The sequence below is a fragment of the Streptomyces lydicamycinicus genome (assembly GCF_000829715.2).
Taxonomy (GTDB): domain Bacteria; phylum Actinomycetota; class Actinomycetes; order Streptomycetales; family Streptomycetaceae; genus Streptomyces; species Streptomyces lydicamycinicus.
Genome location: NZ_BBNO01000009.1, coordinates 124,377 through 138,907 on the forward strand (window position 1 = coordinate 124,377; position 14,531 = coordinate 138,907).

General features: G+C 71.6%; 18 protein-coding genes. 6 read left to right on the top strand and 12 right to left on the bottom strand.

Annotated features, from left to right (window positions below; all coding sequences use genetic code 11):
- Positions 1-6: 6 nt before the first annotated feature.
- From TU31_RS29875 to TU31_RS29890, 4 genes are all read left to right on the top strand, one after another.
- Positions 7-1,026, top strand: coding sequence for an SRPBCC family protein (locus TU31_RS29875; RefSeq protein WP_042160315.1), 1,020 nt, complete (start codon positions 7-9; stop codon positions 1,024-1,026).
- Entirely contained in the window at positions 1,023-1,886 is an 864-nt protein-coding gene (locus tag TU31_RS29880) for a Rieske (2Fe-2S) protein (protein ID WP_042160317.1), read from the top strand. The genes TU31_RS29875 and TU31_RS29880 overlap by 4 nt, the downstream gene beginning before the upstream one ends.
- Positions 1,887-2,253: 367 nt before the next feature.
- Entirely contained in the window at positions 2,254-3,222 is a 969-nt protein-coding gene (locus TU31_RS29885; protein ID WP_042160319.1) for an SDR family NAD(P)-dependent oxidoreductase, read from the top strand.
- Positions 3,223-3,407: 185 nt separating this feature from the next.
- Entirely contained in the window at positions 3,408-3,944 is a 537-nt protein-coding gene (locus TU31_RS29890; protein ID WP_042160671.1) for a Dps family protein, read from the top strand.
- A gap of 73 nt (positions 3,945-4,017) precedes the next feature.
- On the opposite strand, the gene TU31_RS37385 is transcribed toward TU31_RS29890, so the two are convergent.
- From TU31_RS37385 to TU31_RS29930, 9 genes are all read right to left on the bottom strand, one after another.
- Positions 4,018-4,191, bottom strand: a complete 174-nt coding sequence (locus TU31_RS37385) for a CsbD family protein (protein ID WP_078886053.1) — start codon at positions 4,189-4,191, stop codon at positions 4,018-4,020.
- Positions 4,192-4,203: 12 nt separating this feature from the next.
- Complete coding sequence (locus TU31_RS29895; RefSeq protein WP_042160321.1) at positions 4,204-4,617, bottom strand: gas vesicle protein K; 414 nt, start codon at positions 4,615-4,617, stop codon at positions 4,204-4,206.
- A complete protein-coding gene (locus TU31_RS29900; RefSeq protein ID WP_042160323.1) occupies positions 4,607-4,855 on the bottom strand; it encodes a gas vesicle protein in 249 nt (82 codons plus the stop codon). Before TU31_RS29900 ends, TU31_RS29895 begins: the two co-directional genes overlap by 11 nt.
- Positions 4,852-5,673: a GvpL/GvpF family gas vesicle protein gene (locus TU31_RS29905; RefSeq protein WP_042160325.1), complete on the bottom strand. Its 822-nt coding sequence runs from the start codon at positions 5,671-5,673 to the stop codon at positions 4,852-4,854. The genes TU31_RS29900 and TU31_RS29905 overlap by 4 nt, the downstream gene beginning before the upstream one ends.
- Positions 5,670-6,158 carry a gas vesicle protein gene (locus TU31_RS29910; RefSeq protein WP_042160327.1) on the bottom strand — a complete coding sequence of 163 codons (489 nt, stop codon included), beginning with the start codon at positions 6,156-6,158 and terminating at the stop codon, positions 5,670-5,672. The genes TU31_RS29905 and TU31_RS29910 overlap by 4 nt, the downstream gene beginning before the upstream one ends.
- Before the next feature lie 96 nt (positions 6,159-6,254).
- Positions 6,255-6,506 carry a gas vesicle protein GvpG gene (locus tag TU31_RS29915; protein ID WP_042160329.1) on the bottom strand — a complete coding sequence of 84 codons (252 nt, stop codon included), beginning with the start codon at positions 6,504-6,506 and terminating at the stop codon, positions 6,255-6,257.
- A gap of 8 nt (positions 6,507-6,514) precedes the next feature.
- Entirely contained in the window at positions 6,515-7,228 is a 714-nt protein-coding gene (locus tag TU31_RS29920) for a GvpL/GvpF family gas vesicle protein (RefSeq protein WP_042160331.1), read from the bottom strand.
- Positions 7,229-7,231: 3 nt separating this feature from the next.
- A complete protein-coding gene (locus TU31_RS29925) occupies positions 7,232-7,687 on the bottom strand; it encodes a gas vesicle structural protein GvpA (RefSeq protein WP_107070781.1) in 456 nt (151 codons plus the stop codon).
- 87 nt (positions 7,688-7,774) lie between these two features.
- The gene (locus TU31_RS29930; protein ID WP_042160333.1) at positions 7,775-8,191 is read right to left on the bottom strand and encodes a gas vesicle protein GvpO; all 417 of its coding nucleotides are present in this window, start codon (positions 8,189-8,191) and stop codon (positions 7,775-7,777) included.
- A 269-nt stretch (positions 8,192-8,460) separates the two neighbouring features.
- On the opposite strand from TU31_RS29930, the gene TU31_RS29935 reads away from it, so the two are divergent.
- Entirely contained in the window at positions 8,461-10,596 is a 2,136-nt protein-coding gene (locus TU31_RS29935; protein ID WP_042160335.1) for a SpoIIE family protein phosphatase, read from the top strand.
- Between the two features lie 75 nt (positions 10,597-10,671).
- On the opposite strand, the gene TU31_RS29940 is transcribed toward TU31_RS29935, so the two are convergent.
- Both TU31_RS29940 and TU31_RS29945 read right to left on the bottom strand, forming a co-directional pair.
- Positions 10,672-12,297, bottom strand: coding sequence for a phytoene desaturase family protein (locus TU31_RS29940; RefSeq protein ID WP_042160337.1), 1,626 nt, complete (start codon positions 12,295-12,297; stop codon positions 10,672-10,674).
- A gap of 73 nt (positions 12,298-12,370) precedes the next feature.
- Positions 12,371-12,826 carry an SRPBCC family protein gene (locus TU31_RS29945; RefSeq protein ID WP_042160340.1) on the bottom strand — a complete coding sequence of 152 codons (456 nt, stop codon included), beginning with the start codon at positions 12,824-12,826 and terminating at the stop codon, positions 12,371-12,373.
- Between the two features lie 232 nt (positions 12,827-13,058).
- On the opposite strand from TU31_RS29945, the gene TU31_RS39250 reads away from it, so the two are divergent.
- Positions 13,059-13,214: a DUF6131 family protein gene (locus tag TU31_RS39250; RefSeq protein WP_181018698.1), complete on the top strand. Its 156-nt coding sequence runs from the start codon at positions 13,059-13,061 to the stop codon at positions 13,212-13,214.
- 65 nt (positions 13,215-13,279) lie between these two features.
- On the opposite strand, the gene TU31_RS29950 is transcribed toward TU31_RS39250, so the two are convergent.
- Positions 13,280-14,464 (bottom strand): zinc-dependent alcohol dehydrogenase, encoded by a 1,185-nt coding sequence (locus TU31_RS29950; protein ID WP_042160342.1) that lies wholly within the window; start codon positions 14,462-14,464, stop codon positions 13,280-13,282.
- Positions 14,465-14,531: the final 67 nt, after the last annotated feature.

Consider the following 14,531-nt stretch of genomic DNA (forward strand, 5'->3'; position numbering starts at 1 on the left):
CCGGTCATGGCCAAGACGGGACAGGACAACGCGGGCTCGGGCCTCGATCGGCTGCGAGACGAACTGGGGAACTACGCGACGCAATGGGTGGGGCACCTGGCCGAAAAGGCCGGCGACAAACTGATGGATGTGACGGGACAGCTCACCGATGTCGCCGAGAACGGCGGATCGCTGTCCAAGATCGCGTCCAATATCATGGGCGGTGACTCGCCCTTCAAAGCCGCTGTCAAGGGGACAGCGGAGAACGTCAAGGACACCGTCACCGGAAAGGCCAAGGAGCTCTTCGGCGGCGGAAAGGGGAAGCGCAAATCGGGAGACCAGAAGGTCACCAACATCATCGAGGTCCTCGATATCGGGGTGCCGCTGCGCACCGCGTACGACCACTGGACGCAGTACGAGAAGTTCAGCAGCTTCACCAAGGGCGTACGCAATGTGTCGCTGCACGATGAGACGACCAGTGACTGGAAGGCCAAGGTCGGTCCGTCGACGCGCGGCTGGAAGGCCACCGTCCAGGAGCAGGTGCCGGACGAACGCATCATTTGGACGTCCGAGGGTGCCAAGGGATCGACCCGCGGTGCCGTCAGCTTCCATGAACTGGCGCCCAATCTGACCCGCATCGTGCTGGTCGTCGAGTATTACGCCTCGGGGTTCTTCGAGAAGACCGGCAATATCTGGCGCGCCCAAGGACGCCGGCTGCGGCTGGACTTCAAGCACTTCCAGCGCTACGTCACGCTCACCGACGAGCCGCCGGAGGGCTGGCGCGGCGAAATCCGCGAGGGCGAGGTCGTCCGGACACACGAAGAGGCCATCGAGGAAGAAGAGGCCGAGGAACGCGAGGGCGAAGAAGGCGAGGGCGAGGAGGAAGAGGAGTACGACGAGGAAGGCGAGTACGAGGACGAAGCCGCGGACGAAGACGAAGAAGGCGAGGAAGGCGAGGAAGGCGAAGAGGAGGAAGAGGAAGAAGAGGAGGACGAGGACGGCGAAGGGGATGAGGAAGAGGAAGACGAGGAGGAAGAGGAGGAATGAGCTCCGCACTCGTGAAATCACTCGACGCGCTGGGCGGTTGGGAGCAGCTGGACGCCGTGATCGGCCCGGTGCAGCGGGTGGTGCGCGGCCTGCCCCTGGGGCGTTTCCGCGATGTGCTGCACGGCCTGCCGATCGGTCATCCGCTGCACCCGGCACTGGTGCAGCTGCCGATCGGCGCCTGGATGTCCGCCGCGGTGCTGGACACCGTCCCGGGTAACCGGCGCGGCGCCCGCCTCCTGGTGGGGGTGGGCGTCCTGTCGGCCGTACCGGCCGCATGGGCCGGCTGGGTGGACTGGGCCGAGCAGCACGAGGACCAGATGCGTACCGGGCTGGTGCATGCGGGGTCGATGGCCCTGGCCATCGGCCTGTACGCGAGATCCTGGGTGCATCGCGGCCGCGGCAGCACCGCGCACGGCAAGCTGCTCGGGTTCGCCGGGCTGTCCGCGGCCGGCGCCGGGGCCATGCTCGGCGGGCACCTCTCCTTCCGGCAGGCCGCGGGCGCCAACAAGGCGGAGCCGGTACCCCGTCTGCTGGAAGAGGGCTGGCACCCCGTGGGCCGGGTGGAGGACTTCCCGGTCGGCGAGGCCGTACGCCGGGAGCTCGGTGAAGTGCCCCTGCTGGTCGTGCGTCAGACGGGCGGTGAGATCCATGTGCTGGCCGGGCGGTGCAGCCATCTGTCCGGGCCACTGACGGACGGCACCCTCGCCGACGGCTGTGTGACCTGCCCCTGGCACGGCAGCGTCTTCCGGCTGTCGGACGGCGCGAACATCGCCGGACCGGCGACCGCTCCCCAGCCCTCCTTCCGGGTGAGCGTGGAGGGTGACGGCACCGTTTACGTGCGGTTGCCCGGCGCGGGCTGAGCCGTTCGCGGGCGTGCTCCGGGCCGGGCAACCGGCACTCGCCGCTCCGCCCCCGGTGGCCGGGCCGGGCACTCGCCGGACCGCCCCGCCGCGGACGCATCCAGGCAGCGCATCCAGGCAGCGCACCCCGCCACCGCCCGACTGGCCGAACGCCCCCTCGCGGGTGCCGCGCCCCCTCGCAGGCCTCACCCGCCCCTGCCCGCCCGGGATTCCCTCCCGTGCGGGTGCGCGAACGCCCTGCTCAGCGGCCGTGTGCCGGGCCCGCCGCCGACCGCCGCCCGCTACCGTCGAAGAGCGTGCGCGTCCGGTCCCGCCCCGTGGGGCCGCGCCCGTCCGTGCCGATCCGCGTCCAGTGGAAGGGCTCATCATGCGTGTGCTTCCGGCCGCTCCCCCGATCGAAGGGCTCAGCGCTGTCGTCACCGGCGGCTCGCGGGGGCTGGGGCTGCTCATGGGCCGCCAGCTGCTGCGGCGGGGCTGCGATGTCGTGCTGCTGGCCAGGGACGAGGCCGAACTCGGCAGGGCCGTCGGGAAGCTGCGGCAGTGGGGTGGCGGGACGGTGCGCGCCGTGGTGTGCGATGTGCGGGACCGCGCCGCGGTGCAGGACCGTCTCGCGGAGATCGCCGCGGAGCACGACGGGCTGGACATCGTCATCGCCAACGCCGGCATCATCCAGGTCGGCCCGGCCGACGCGCTGGGCTCCGACGGTTTCGACGAGGCGATGGACTCCGTCTTCAACGGGGCCCTGAACACCGCGCTCGCCGCCCTCCCCCACCTGCGGCGCAGCCCGGCCGGCGGCCGGCTCGCGCTCGTCGGGTCGGTCGGCGGCCTGCTGGCGGTGCCGCATCTGCTGCCGTACTCCTGCGCCAAGTCCGCGGTGGCCGCGCTGGCCGAAGGGCTGCATGCGGAAGAGGCCCCGCACGGTGTCACGGTGACCGCGGTCCACCCCGGTCTGATGCGGACCGGGTCGCATCTGCACGCCCTCTTCGGCGGGGACCGCCGCCGGGAGTACGCCTGGTTCTCGGCGCTGGCCGGGGCCCCGGTGCTGTCCATGAACGCCGAGCGGGCGGCGGAGCGCATCGTGACCGCGCTCCAGCGGCGGCGGCCCCGGATCGTGCTGACGCCGGCGGCCAGACTCGGCGCCACGGCGCACGGGCTGGCCCCGGTGACCACCACCCGGCTGGCGTCCGCGGTCGCCCGGGTGCTGCCGCGCAACGGTGCGCGCGGCACCGTCGACGGTTCGACGGTCGCCGCCGGGGAACAGCCACCGGCCCGTCGGCTCCGCGGTGTCCTCGGCGCCCTCAACGAACGGGCGGCCGACCGCTTCAATCAGCGGTGAGGGCCCGCACGGGCACTTCGGAACGGGCCGGGACCGCGGGGGCGGAATGCGGAAAGCGCGGCGTCCCGGTGTTTCCGGGCCGGGTTGCCGGGCACGCGGACTGGCACGACAGGAAGAGCCGACCTGTGGTGAAAGGAGAATGCATCGTGGCTGCGAGCAATTCCCCCGCCTATACCGTTCCCGGGATGACCGAGGCCGAAGGCGGAGAGGTCATCGGACGGCTGCGGATGAGGCTGCATGCGCTCAATGACCTGGCCCTCACTCTTAAGCATGTGCACTGGAATGTCGTGGGGCCGCACTTCATCGCCGTCCACGAAATGCTCGATCCGCAAGTCGATGCGGTCCGTGCCATGGTCGACGCGACCGCGGAGCGCATCGCGACGCTCGGCGGCTCCCCCACCGGCACGCCCGGCGCGCTGGCCGCCGAACGGAACTGGGAGGACTACTCCGTCGGACGGGCGCAGGCCATCGAGCACCTCGGGGCGCTGGACGTCGTCTACTCCGGCGTCATCAAGGACCACCGGGCGGCGGTGGCCGCCACCGAGGGCATCGACCCGGTGACCCAGGACCTGCTCATCGAGCATCTGCGGTCCCTGGAACTCTTCCAGTGGTTCGTCCGGGCGCATCTGGAGAGCGCCGGCGGCACCCTCAGCACCGGCTCGGCCAACGGGCTGTCCGAGGCGGGCCGGGCTGCCGCCGAGCAGGCGCGCCGGCAGCCCTGACCGAGGCACCTCAGGTGGCCCACCCGAGGGCGCGGCCCCGCCGTCGCGAAAGGCGACAGCGGGGCCGCGGCGGTCAGTGCTTGAAGGTCTCCCGGCGCTTTTCCACCGCCTGCTTCATTTTTCCCATGGCCTGTTCCGCCTTGCCCCGCCTTTGCAGGGCTTTGTTTCCGAGGGCCCTCCCGGTCGTTTCCTTGGCCTTTCCCTCGACGATATGGCCGAGGTTCCTGGTCTTCTTCGCGATGCCCATGGTGTGCTCCCTTCAGGGTTCTTCGGCGGGCGGCAACAGGGTCCCGAGCGGCCCGAGATCCAAATTGAGGTCTTGCATCGTCAGTTCATAGCGGGCGCAGAGTTCCACCATGCGGTCGTGCAGAATCATCAGCGTCGCTCCCAGACGTTCCTCCTGTTCCTCGGTGAGGTCCCCGGCGTCGACCCGTTGCAGGGCCTGGCGTTCCATCAGCTGGCGCAGCAGCTCGACCAGGGTGAGCACGAGCTTGATCAGGTCACGCTCCACCGTGTCGGGGTCGGCGCTGATCCGGTGCGCCGGATGCCGGGCCGCCGGGCCGCCGGGCGGCGGGATGTCCTGCGGTGCCGCGGGCAGCAGCCGGAACGCCCGGTCGGCCGCGTCGGCGACATCGTCGAAGCGGTTGCCGGGCCGGCGGTCCTCAGCCGTCATGGTCGTCCCGTACCGAGGGTGCGAGGGCGGACCACGGGGAGGGGTTGTGTTCGCTGATGGAGACGATCAGGGCGCGCAGCGAGATCCGGACGAGGTCGATATCGGCGATGGAGAGCACGACATCGCCGGTGAGGACCACGCCGCCGCTGAGCAGCCGGTCCAGCAGATCGATCAGCGCGATCTGCCGGTCCGGCAGGGGTTCGTCCGTCGTTGCCGGCGGCCCGCCCGCCGGCCTCATGGAGCGGCTCCCGGCACCGGTTCGGTCTCGGGCGGCGTGGCGAAGGAGTACGGAGCCCAGGGCCCGGTGACCTCCACGCGCACCCCGGACAGCCCCTCGGCGGCCCGGCTGACGTCCGCGCGAAAGCGCTCGGCCTGCCCGAGCGGCACGAGGTAGGCGTCGTTGACGACGTTCTCGCCCGGCCCGCGGGCGAGTTCGCCCTGCTGCACCCGGTGCTGGACCCGGTCGACCGCATGGCCGCGGGCGGCGGCCTCGACCCGCCGGGCGACCTCTTCGGCGTCGCGGTAGGCGTCCTCCCGGGCGTGCCGCTGTGCCTTGCGGTGGCTGAGGTAGGCCCGTCCGGGGCTCAGGCCCGCGTCCGCGTCCGCGGGTGGCGGGGCCGGCCGGTCGGTGGGCGCGGGCGCCTCGACGTAGATCTTGACGCCCCACTCCGTGTGCGCGGCCAGCTCGGCCAGCCGGCCGGCGAACGCCTCCTGGCGGGCTTCCAGCATGCGCCGCACCCGCTCGTCGTCGAGATACACCGTCGCCAGCCGGAGCGGCAGAACGGTGGTGCGGGAGGCCAGCGCCTCGATCACCCGGTGATGGGCGCGGGCCACCGACTCCAGCCACTCCAGATCCTCCAAGTTGGCGCGCAGCGCGGCCTCGTGGAAGTCCTCCTCCGGCACCGGGCTCACGGCGACCACCACGTCGCCGCGCTCCCCGGCCCGCACCAGATGCACCGGTGCGTCCGCGACCCCCGGCAGACCGGCAAGCGCCTCCGTCAGCGATCCGCCGGCATCCCGCGCGACCGCGTACGCATAGCTGATGACCTCGGTCATGAGGTGTTCCGCCGCTTCTTGGTACGGGGGCGGGGCTCGGGCCGTTTGGCACGGGTGCCGCGGGCAGCGGTGGCGCGGCGGGCGGCGGGCCGGGGCTTCTCCTCCTCGGCCTCCCCCTCATCCTCGTACTCGTACTCCTCCTCGTCCTCCTCCTCGGCCGCGGGCAGTTCCTCGCCCTCCCGCAGGGCCCGGATCTCGGCGCGCAGCTGTTTGTTCTCGTCGGCGAGCGAGCGGTAGCCGTCGGACGCGCGGGACGAGAGCGAGGGGTCGTGCTCCCACCAGTCGATGCCCATCTCCTTCGCCTTGTCCACCGAAGCGACCAGCAGGCGCAGTTTGATGGTGAGCAGTTCGATGTCCAGCAGATTGATCTGGATGTCGCCCGCGATGACGATGCCCTTGTCCAGCACCCGCTCCAAGATGTCGGCAAGGTTGGCCGACGAGCCCTGCCCGCCGTACGGGCCGGCCCGGGACGGATAGTCGCCCATCCTCCTGACGGGTTCGTTCACGACCGCTGCACCTCGATTCCCGGTGTTGCGACGGGAGCGCGGGGCGGCGCTCCCGTTCCGCGGCGGCCACCGCGGTCAGCTGTCGGTGCCCTGGGCATGGGCCCTGATCTCGTCCAGCCGGTCCAGCAGCTCGTCCTCGCGCCGGTCGAAGGCCTCCTCGGAGATGTCTCCCGCCAGCAGCGCTCGTTCGAGCTCGGCGAGTTCCCGCTCGACGGGTTCGGGGTCGTAGTACTCGTTCTCCGCGGCCTCCAGGGCGCGTTCCATGACCCAGGCCACGCCGCGCACCGGTGCCAGCGGAAGGGTGGCAAGTTGACTCAACAGGCCCATGGGGACTCCTAGACGAAACTGTAGGCGGGCAGCGGGCCGAGCAGCCGGAGGTCGAAGTCCTCCCCCAGCTCCTTGGCGAGATCCCGCTCCGCGCCGAGGAAGCTCTTCTCGTTGTCCTGTTCCACCAGGAAGGACACGCTCACGAAGTCGTTCCCGGTGGGGGGTGAGGTGCGCTCCTCCCGCGCGAATCCGCGCAGCGCATCGAGGACTCCGGCGGCGAGCTGTTCCTGCCGTGCCTGCACTTCCTGGGAGACCATCTCACCGAGGGCGAGCGGGAGTTCGGGCCCGGCGTTGCCGCTTCTGATCTGCTCGTTGAGCTGTCGTGCCTGATCCGACTCCGTGAGGATCTGCCGCAGCAGCGCATCCTCGTCCTGGGCGGCCTTCAGGTGGTATTCGGCGCAGCCCTCCAACGCCTCCAGCCGCTCGGTGAATTCGTCCGCCCGCTCCTTCAGGACGGCCCGTACGGCCTCGTCGTCCGTGGTCGTGAAGCCGAACTGCAAGGGCAGGACCGTGCCGTCGGCCATCAGCCGTTCCTGGACGGCCTGGTGCGCGCCGAGGTCCCGGCGCTTGGGCCGCAGCTCCTCCGGGGCGTCGCTGACCACGGCGGACAGCTGCTTGCTCTGCACCGTACGGAGGTCGGACGGGGGGTTTCCCACCCCTTGGAGGCCCTCCAGGTTCTGCGGATGGGTGGTCGCGACGATGGAGTAGACGTAGACCGACATCCCTCACTCCTTTCGGCGCCGGGCCGGCCGGCGAGCGGGCCGCTCGCGCCGCTCGGCGGGCTCCTTGTGCCTCGACTCGTGTTCCTCGTCGTCATCGCTGCCGCCCTTGAGGGCGTCGGTCACCGCTTCCGCGGCCCCGGACAGCGCGCCCTTGGCCTTGCCGTGCGAGCCGCCCTCGGTCACCTCACCGACGATGTCGGTCAGCTGGGAGGGTGCCTTGCGTCCCGCCTCCAGGTCGAGGCGGTTGCAGGCCTCGGCGAAGCGCAGGTAGGTGTCGACGCTCGCGACGACGATGCGGGCATCGATCTTGAGGATTTCGATGCCCACCAACGACACACGCACGAAGACGTCGATGACCAGACCGCGGTCCAGGATCAGATCGAGAATGTCGTAGAGGTTTCCGGAGCCTCCGCCGCCACCTGCGGCAACGGTTCCTCCGCTTTGCGGCACCACAGTCACGGTGCCTCCCTTCACCGGCTCACTCCGGCCTTTCGGAGTGGCCGTATCGTTCGCCCGGCGAACGGTCTTGCGTGGCCTCCCGGGGCCCTAGCGACGGTCGATCTGGCCTCGGGTGTAGCGGCGAGTGCGCTCGTACGCCACCAGTTCGCCTTCCTTGTCCAGCATCACCCGGTAGGTCGCCATCACGCTGGTGGTCCCGGGGACACGTTCCAGCTCCAGAACTTCCACGTCCGCCTGCCAGCCGTCCTCTGTCGGCTGCACCGCGGAGACGGACTCGGGAGCCCGCCCCAGCAGTTCCTTGAGCTGGTCCGCCGCGTACCGCATGGCACGTGACGCCGAAACACGACGGCCCGCGCGCGGCGGTTCACCGTCGCTTTCGCTCCCGCGGTGGCCGGCCCGGACACTGCCGGCGCTTCTGGCGGTCTTTTTGACGGTCTTCTTGGCGGTCTTCTTACCGGACGGACGCCGGACTCGTTCGGTCTCGTCCTCTTCGCCTGTGGCCATGTTCCTCTCCGAAATCGGAGGCGACATGCTGCCCGCGCCGCTACAAAGAGGCGCCACTTCATGATACGCGGCTTGAGCTGAGCGCATCTCGGAGCCGAAATGCCTGGTCCCGGGGCCGCCGGCCCGGCCCGGCAGCGAGTGCCGGGGCCCGGTGGGCGGCGTAACGTCGGCACTGTCCCGGGAGAGACGTCATGACGGTCTCGGCACGGGGAGAAATGCGGCGGGCCGGAGTGGGTCTCGATGGCACGACGACAGTGCGCAGGTGCGCGATGACCGGCGGGAACGGGCCCGGCCCGGCGGGCGACCCGGTGGGCCGGGCGCTGCTGCGCGCGATGGAGGAGACCGGGGCGTCCGTCGGCGGGGTCTATGTGCTGGCGGCCGACGCGCCGGTCCTCCAGCTGACCGTCATGAGCGGGGTACCGGCGCCGTTCCTGGCACCGTGGGACCGGGTCGCGCTGGCAGCCCCGATCCCGGTCGCCGTCGCCACCCGCGAACAGCGTCTGGTGTGGGCGGGCGGCCAGCAGCAGATGGCCCGTGACTTCCCGCGGACGGCGGTGGCGGTGCCCTACGACTTCTCGCTGGCGGCGGCCCCGGTCAGCAGCCCGGCCGGCAGCCTGGGCGCCTTGCTGCTGTTGTGGCCCGCCGGCCATGCGTCCCAGCTGTCGACGGCGGAACGCGATGCGGTGACGGCCGCGTGCCGGCGTCTGGCGGCGCTGCTGGCACGGCACCCCCGGCCCGACGGCTCCGGTCCGTGCGAGGCGCCGCGGGTCCTCACGCCGCCGCCGGCGCGCGCCGTGGGCCCGGCCGAGGCGCTGGCGGCGGCCGACTACCTGGAACGGCTGCCCGGCGGCTGCTGCGCCCTTGACCTGGAAGGACGTATCACCCTGGTCACGCGGGGCGCGGTGGAGCTGCTCGGCGAGAAGGGCAGCAGGCTGATCGGCGCACGCCCCTGGGAGGCTCTGCCGTGGCTGCGCGACCCGGTCTTCGAGGACCGTTACCGGGCCGCGGTGATCAGCCGCCGGCCGACGTCGTTCACCGCCAGCCGGCCCCCGCACCACTGGCTCACCTTCCGGCTCTTCCCGGACAGCAGAGGTCTGAGCGTGTGGATCAGCCCGTCGGACAAGGACTACGGCCCGGTGGCGGCCGCACCCGCGCAAGGGGAGGTCGTGCCGGTGCGGGCCGGGCAGATCTACCACGTGCTGCATCTCGCGGCGGCCCTCACGGAGGCCGTGGGAACGCAGGATGTGGTCGATCTCGTCGCCGACCAGATCGTGCCGGCGTTCGGCGCCCAGGGCATGATCATGTACGTGGCGGAGGCGGGCCGGCTGCGGACCATCGGGCACCGCGGCTACTCCGCCGAGGCGGTCGCCGCCTTCGAAGGGGTGGCCCTCGGCGCCGCCAACAGCCCCGCCGTCCACGCCCTCGCCACCGGGGAGCCCAGCTTCTTCTCGTCCCCCGAGGAGATCGAACGCGACTACCCGGGGCTGCCGCGGCTGACCGGCAAGGCCGCGCGGGCCGTACTGCCGCTGGTCGTGTCCGGCCGCCCCGTCGGCTGCTGCATCCTCTCGTACACCCGGGCCCGCACCTTCAGTCTGGAGGAACGCCAGGTCCTGACCTCGCTGGCGGGGCTGATCGCCCAGGCGCTGGACCGGGCCCGCCTGTACGACACCAAGCAGCAGCTGGCGCACGATCTCCAGGCCGGCCTGCTGCCGCACGGCCTGCCCTCGGTACCGGGGTTCGCTGTCGCCGCCCGTTACCTGCCGTCGACCCGCGGTATGGACATCGGCGGCGACTTCTACGATCTGATCCGCCTCAACGAGCACAGCGTCGCCGCCGTCATCGGTGACGTTCAGGGCCACAACGCGGCGGCGGCCGCCCTCATGGGGCAGGTCCGCACCGCCGTCCGCGCCTACGCCACCGCCGGGGCCGCACCGGACGAGGTGCTGGCCCGGACGAACCGGCTGCTGACCGATCTGGACCCGGGGCTGTTCACCAGCTGTCTGTACGTCCACATCGACCTGCGCACCCGCCGGGCGCGCCTGGCCTGTGCCGGGCATCCGCCGCCGCTGCTGCGCCACCCCGACCGGCACACCACGGTGCTGCATGTGCCTCCGGGGCTGCTGCTGGGCATCGAGCCCGGGGCCCGGTACTCCGCCACGGAGATCACCCTGCCGCCGAGGTCCGTCCTGGCGCTCTACACCGACGGCCTGATCGAAACGCCGGGGACCGATCCGGATCTCTCCGTCGCCGACCTCGCCGGACGCCTCAACGACGCGCCGCCACTGGGTCCGGACCGGCTGGCCGACTCCCTCCTGGAGAACCGGCACGGCGACGCGGACCGGCAGGACGATGTGGCCCTCATGCTGCTGGCGGCGCTGCCGGCCGGGCCGGTCACCCCCGATTGAGCGCCGGGGCCGGTGGGAGGCAGCGGTGGGGCGCCGAAGTGGGATGCAGCAGAGGGATTTTGATGCCCCGTCACCTCAGCTCATCGGCGCCCGCAGTGACGCGCCGCGGTGGAGTGCGCGCTGCGCCCGGCTGAGGACGCGGCCCGGTGCGCGGGTGCGCAGCGCCGCGCGGGCCGCGTTGGCGCCGGGGGCGCCGTGCACCCCGCCGCCCGGATGGGCCCCGGCGGAGGCCAGGTAGAGGCCCGCCACAGGGGTTTCCGGACGGGCGAGGCCCGGCAGCGGACGGAACACCAGCTGCTGGTGGAGGGCGGCCGTACCGCCGTTGAGGGCGCCCCCGTGCAGATTGGCGTTCAGCGCCTCCAGCGTCGGCGGGGCGAGAATACGGCGCGCCTTGATCCGGGACCGGAAGCCCGGCGCGAAGCGCTCGACCTGCTCCTCCAGCCGGTCCGCCATCGCCTCCTGGTCCCCCTGGCCCCAGGCGCCGCCGATCCCGTCCTCCCCCGCGTCCCCCCGGATCCGGTGGGGTACGTGGGTGTAGGCCCAGGCCGATTCGGTGCCCGGCGGGGAGCGGGTGGCGTCCGCGGTGGTCATCTGGCCGAACAGCGCGAACGGCCGGTCGGGCACCTGGCCCGCGGCGATCTGCGCGGTGAAGCGGGTGAGTTCGTCCATGCCGTCGGCCAGATGCACGGTGCCCGCGGTGGCGGCGGCCTCGGCGGTCCACGGCACCGGGCCGCCGAGCGCCCAGTCCACCTTGAAGGTGGCGAAGTCCCATTGGAAGCGCCGCAGGTCCGCCGTCAGCCGTCCGGGGAGGTGCCGGGCGTCGACCAGCCGGCCGTACAGGGCGGGCACGGACACATCCGCCAGCACGGCGCGGCGGCCCGGTACGGTCTCACCGATCGCGGTGCGCACCGCCACCGCGCGTCCGGAGCGTACGACGATCTCGTCGACCCGCTCCCCGCAGCGCAGCACCCCGCCCCGGCGGTACAGCCGCCGTACCAGGGCCGAGGTGAGCGACTGGGCACCACCGGCCGGTACCGGAAAGCCGTAGTGCTGGCCGAGCATCGACATCAGCCATCCGAAGCCGCCGCTGCCCGTGGCCTCGGGGGCGAGGTCGGCGTGCAGCGCGTTGCCCGCCAGCAGCAGCCGGCCCGCCTCGCCGTGGAACTCCTCCTCGCCCAGGCGCCGTACGGGCAGCAGCATCATCCGCGCCAGCCGCAACCCGCCGGCACCGCGGGCCCGGGCGGCGAGCCGGGCCAGGACACGCAGCGGCGGGAAAGGGGTGAACAGCGCGTCGAGGAGGTCGCCGCCGACCCGGTCCCAGACGTCGCACAGTTCCTGCCAGGCCGCGCCGTCGCCGGTGCCGAACGTCTCCAGGCCCGCCACCGTGCCGGCCGTGGCGCGCCCCAGCAGCGCACAGCGGCCGTCGGTCAGCGGATGGGCCAGCACCTGGGGCGCATGGCTCCAGACCAGTCCGTCTTCGTACAGGTTCAGGGCGGCGAGGACCGGGGAGGCGACGGCCAGCGGATAGAACGAACTGCACAGGTCGTTGACGAAGTCGGGGTGCACCGCACGGTCGCTGCGGACCGCGCCGCCCGGCTCTTCCTGCTCCTCCAGCACCTCCACCGTCCACCCGGCGTCGGCCAGCAGGTTCGCCGCGACAAGTCCATTGGGTCCGGCACCGATCACCACTGCGTCCGGCATCGCTGCCTCCTGTTCACCCGCCCCGGTGGTGGACCGGGCCCCGATACCGGTGCACCACCGGACGGGACGGCGGTCAGGTTCCGGTGGGCGCCCGGGCCGGGGCCTCTTCGACCACGGCGGCGAGCCTGCTGAGCATGCTGCGGTGGCGCAGCTGAAGCAGGACGTCCAGCGCCCCGTTGTGTAGCCGTCCGCCCGGTCCGGCCAGTGGGTGTTCGTCGACGATGACCAGGGAGTCGGCGCCCCAGGGACGCACTTCGAGAGCGATCCGGGCGGTGCCCAGCCGACCGCTGTCCACCTCCAGTTCGAGGGTGCGCGGCGGATCGCTGTGGCGCACGACGGTGTGCCCGACGGCCTCCCAGGGCCCCAGGCGCACGGTGTATTCGAGCGTGGCGCCGACCTCCGGCCAGTTGCCGTCCTTCGGCCGCGAACGCGCGGTGCCGACCACCCAGTCCTGGTAGCGGGAGCGGTCGGCGAGCACCGCCCACAGCTCCTCGGGCGACCTCCTGATCAGCTGGTGTCGTACGGCCACGAGCCTTTCACCGCCTCACCGCACTCGGTCGCCGGCTTCCTCACCCAGCGTAGAGCGCGCTCCCTGGCCCGGCCTCCTGAGCGGTACGCCCGTCCGCCCCCGGCAGCGGCGGCCAACCGGGCACTCCGGTGCGGCGGGCCGCTACGGCTGCCCTCCGCCGACCAGCGGTTGCCCGGGAGGCAATACAGGATCAAAGTGATGAATACACACGCATGCCAGATGGGAGCGCATCGTGATCGTTCTCGGAATCATTCTGCTTGTCGTCGGGTTCCTGACCGGCATCGGCATTCTGTGGACCATCGGCATCATTCTCGCCGTCATCGGCTTGATCCTTTGGGTCCTCGGTGCCATGGGGCATGCGGTCGCCGGCCGCAAACACTACTGGTAGCCGGGCTGCTGCCCCCAGCCGCTGCGGCGGCGGAACATCCCTTCCGCCGCCGCACCTGCCTGAGATCAGGGCGTGAGCACGGTCTTGATCATGCCGTCTTCCTTCGCCTGGAAGGTCCGGTAGGCCCGCGGCCCGTCTTCGAGCGGCAGGGTGTGGGTGGCGAAACCGTCCACACCGAGCACATCCGCGTCGTTGAGGAGGGGCATGATGTCGTCGACCCACCGTCTGACGTTGGCCTGGCCCATCCGCAGCTGGATCTGCTTGTCGAACAGGGTCAGCATCGGCACCGGGTCGACACTTCCCCCGTAGACACCGATGAGCGAGATCGTGCCGCCGCGGCGGACCGCGTCGACGGCGGTGTTGAACGCCGCCATGCTGTCCACCCCCGCACGGCCCATCAGTTTCTCCCCCACGGCATCGGGCAGCAGACCGGCCAGATTCTGGGCGGCCCGCGCCAGCGGAGCCCCATGGGCCTCCATGCCGACCGCCTCGATGACGGCGTCGGTGCCGCGTCCCGCGGTGAGCCCGCGGATCTCCTCCCCCAGGTTCTTCCCGTACTCGTTCAGATCGAGGGTGTGCACCCCGCGCTCGCGGGCGCGGGCGAGGCGTTCGGGGACGAGGTCGACGCCGATGACCTTGCTCGCGCCCTTGTGCAGCGCGATCCGGGCGGCCATGTCACCGATCGGGCCGAGTCCGAGCACGGTGACCGTGCCGCCGGGCGGGACGTCGGCATAGACGACGGACTGCCAGGCGGTGGGCAGCACATCGGAGAGATAGACGTACCGCTGGTCCGGCGGGCCGTGCGGCACCTTCACGGGCAGCGTGTTGCCGAACGGGACCCGCAACAACTCCGCCTGCCCGCCCGGCACTTGACCATAGAGCTTGGAGAACCCGAAGAGGGCGGCACCCATCCCCCGGTCCTTGACCTGCGTGGTCTCACACTGCGAATGGAGCCCCTGCCCACACATCCAGCAGGTGCCACAGGAGACATTGAACGGCACCACCACACGGTCACCGACGGACACCTCCGTGACCTCGGGCCCGACCTCCTCGACGATGCCCATCGGCTCGTGGCCGAGGATGTCACCGGGGTCGAGATAGGGGCCGAGGACCTCGTAAAGATGCAGGTCGGAGCCGCAGATACCGGTGGAGGTGATGCGGACGACGATGTCGGTCGGTTCCTCGATGGTGGGGTCGGGGACCGTGTCCACGCGTACATCGCGCTTGCCGTGCCACGTCAGGGCTCTCATCTTCGCTCCTCAGGAGAAAGGGGCGGACTCACGACGGAATCCGCCCCGCCGCACGTCGGGCAGCCGT

What these genes read in the sequence shown, in the direction of transcription:
- TU31_RS29875 (WP_042160315.1), top strand. Translation starts at nt 7, where the DNA reads ATGGCCAAGACGGGACAGGACAACGCGGGCTCGGGCCTCGATCGGCTG.
- TU31_RS29880 (WP_042160317.1), top strand. Translation starts at nt 1,023, where the DNA reads ATGAGCTCCGCACTCGTGAAATCACTCGACGCGCTGGGCGGTTGGGAG.
- TU31_RS29885 (WP_042160319.1), top strand. Translation starts at nt 2,254, where the DNA reads ATGCGTGTGCTTCCGGCCGCTCCCCCGATCGAAGGGCTCAGCGCTGTC.
- TU31_RS29890 (WP_042160671.1), top strand. Translation starts at nt 3,408, where the DNA reads ATGACCGAGGCCGAAGGCGGAGAGGTCATCGGACGGCTGCGGATGAGG.
- TU31_RS37385 (WP_078886053.1), bottom strand. Translation starts at nt 4,191, where the DNA reads ATGGGCATCGCGAAGAAGACCAGGAACCTCGGCCATATCGTCGAGGGA.
- TU31_RS29895 (WP_042160321.1), bottom strand. Translation starts at nt 4,617, where the DNA reads ATGACGGCTGAGGACCGCCGGCCCGGCAACCGCTTCGACGATGTCGCC.
- TU31_RS29900 (WP_042160323.1), bottom strand. Translation starts at nt 4,855, where the DNA reads ATGAGGCCGGCGGGCGGGCCGCCGGCAACGACGGACGAACCCCTGCCG.
- TU31_RS29905 (WP_042160325.1), bottom strand. Translation starts at nt 5,673, where the DNA reads ATGACCGAGGTCATCAGCTATGCGTACGCGGTCGCGCGGGATGCCGGC.
- TU31_RS29910 (WP_042160327.1), bottom strand. Translation starts at nt 6,158, where the DNA reads ATGGGCGACTATCCGTCCCGGGCCGGCCCGTACGGCGGGCAGGGCTCG.
- TU31_RS29915 (WP_042160329.1), bottom strand. Translation starts at nt 6,506, where the DNA reads ATGGGCCTGTTGAGTCAACTTGCCACCCTTCCGCTGGCACCGGTGCGC.
- TU31_RS29920 (WP_042160331.1), bottom strand. Translation starts at nt 7,228, where the DNA reads ATGTCGGTCTACGTCTACTCCATCGTCGCGACCACCCATCCGCAGAAC.
- TU31_RS29930 (WP_042160333.1), bottom strand. Translation starts at nt 8,191, where the DNA reads ATGGCCACAGGCGAAGAGGACGAGACCGAACGAGTCCGGCGTCCGTCC.
- TU31_RS29935 (WP_042160335.1), top strand. Translation starts at nt 8,461, where the DNA reads ATGACCGGCGGGAACGGGCCCGGCCCGGCGGGCGACCCGGTGGGCCGG.
- TU31_RS29940 (WP_042160337.1), bottom strand. Translation starts at nt 12,297, where the DNA reads ATGCCGGACGCAGTGGTGATCGGTGCCGGACCCAATGGACTTGTCGCG.
- TU31_RS29950 (WP_042160342.1), bottom strand. Translation starts at nt 14,464, where the DNA reads ATGAGAGCCCTGACGTGGCACGGCAAGCGCGATGTACGCGTGGACACG.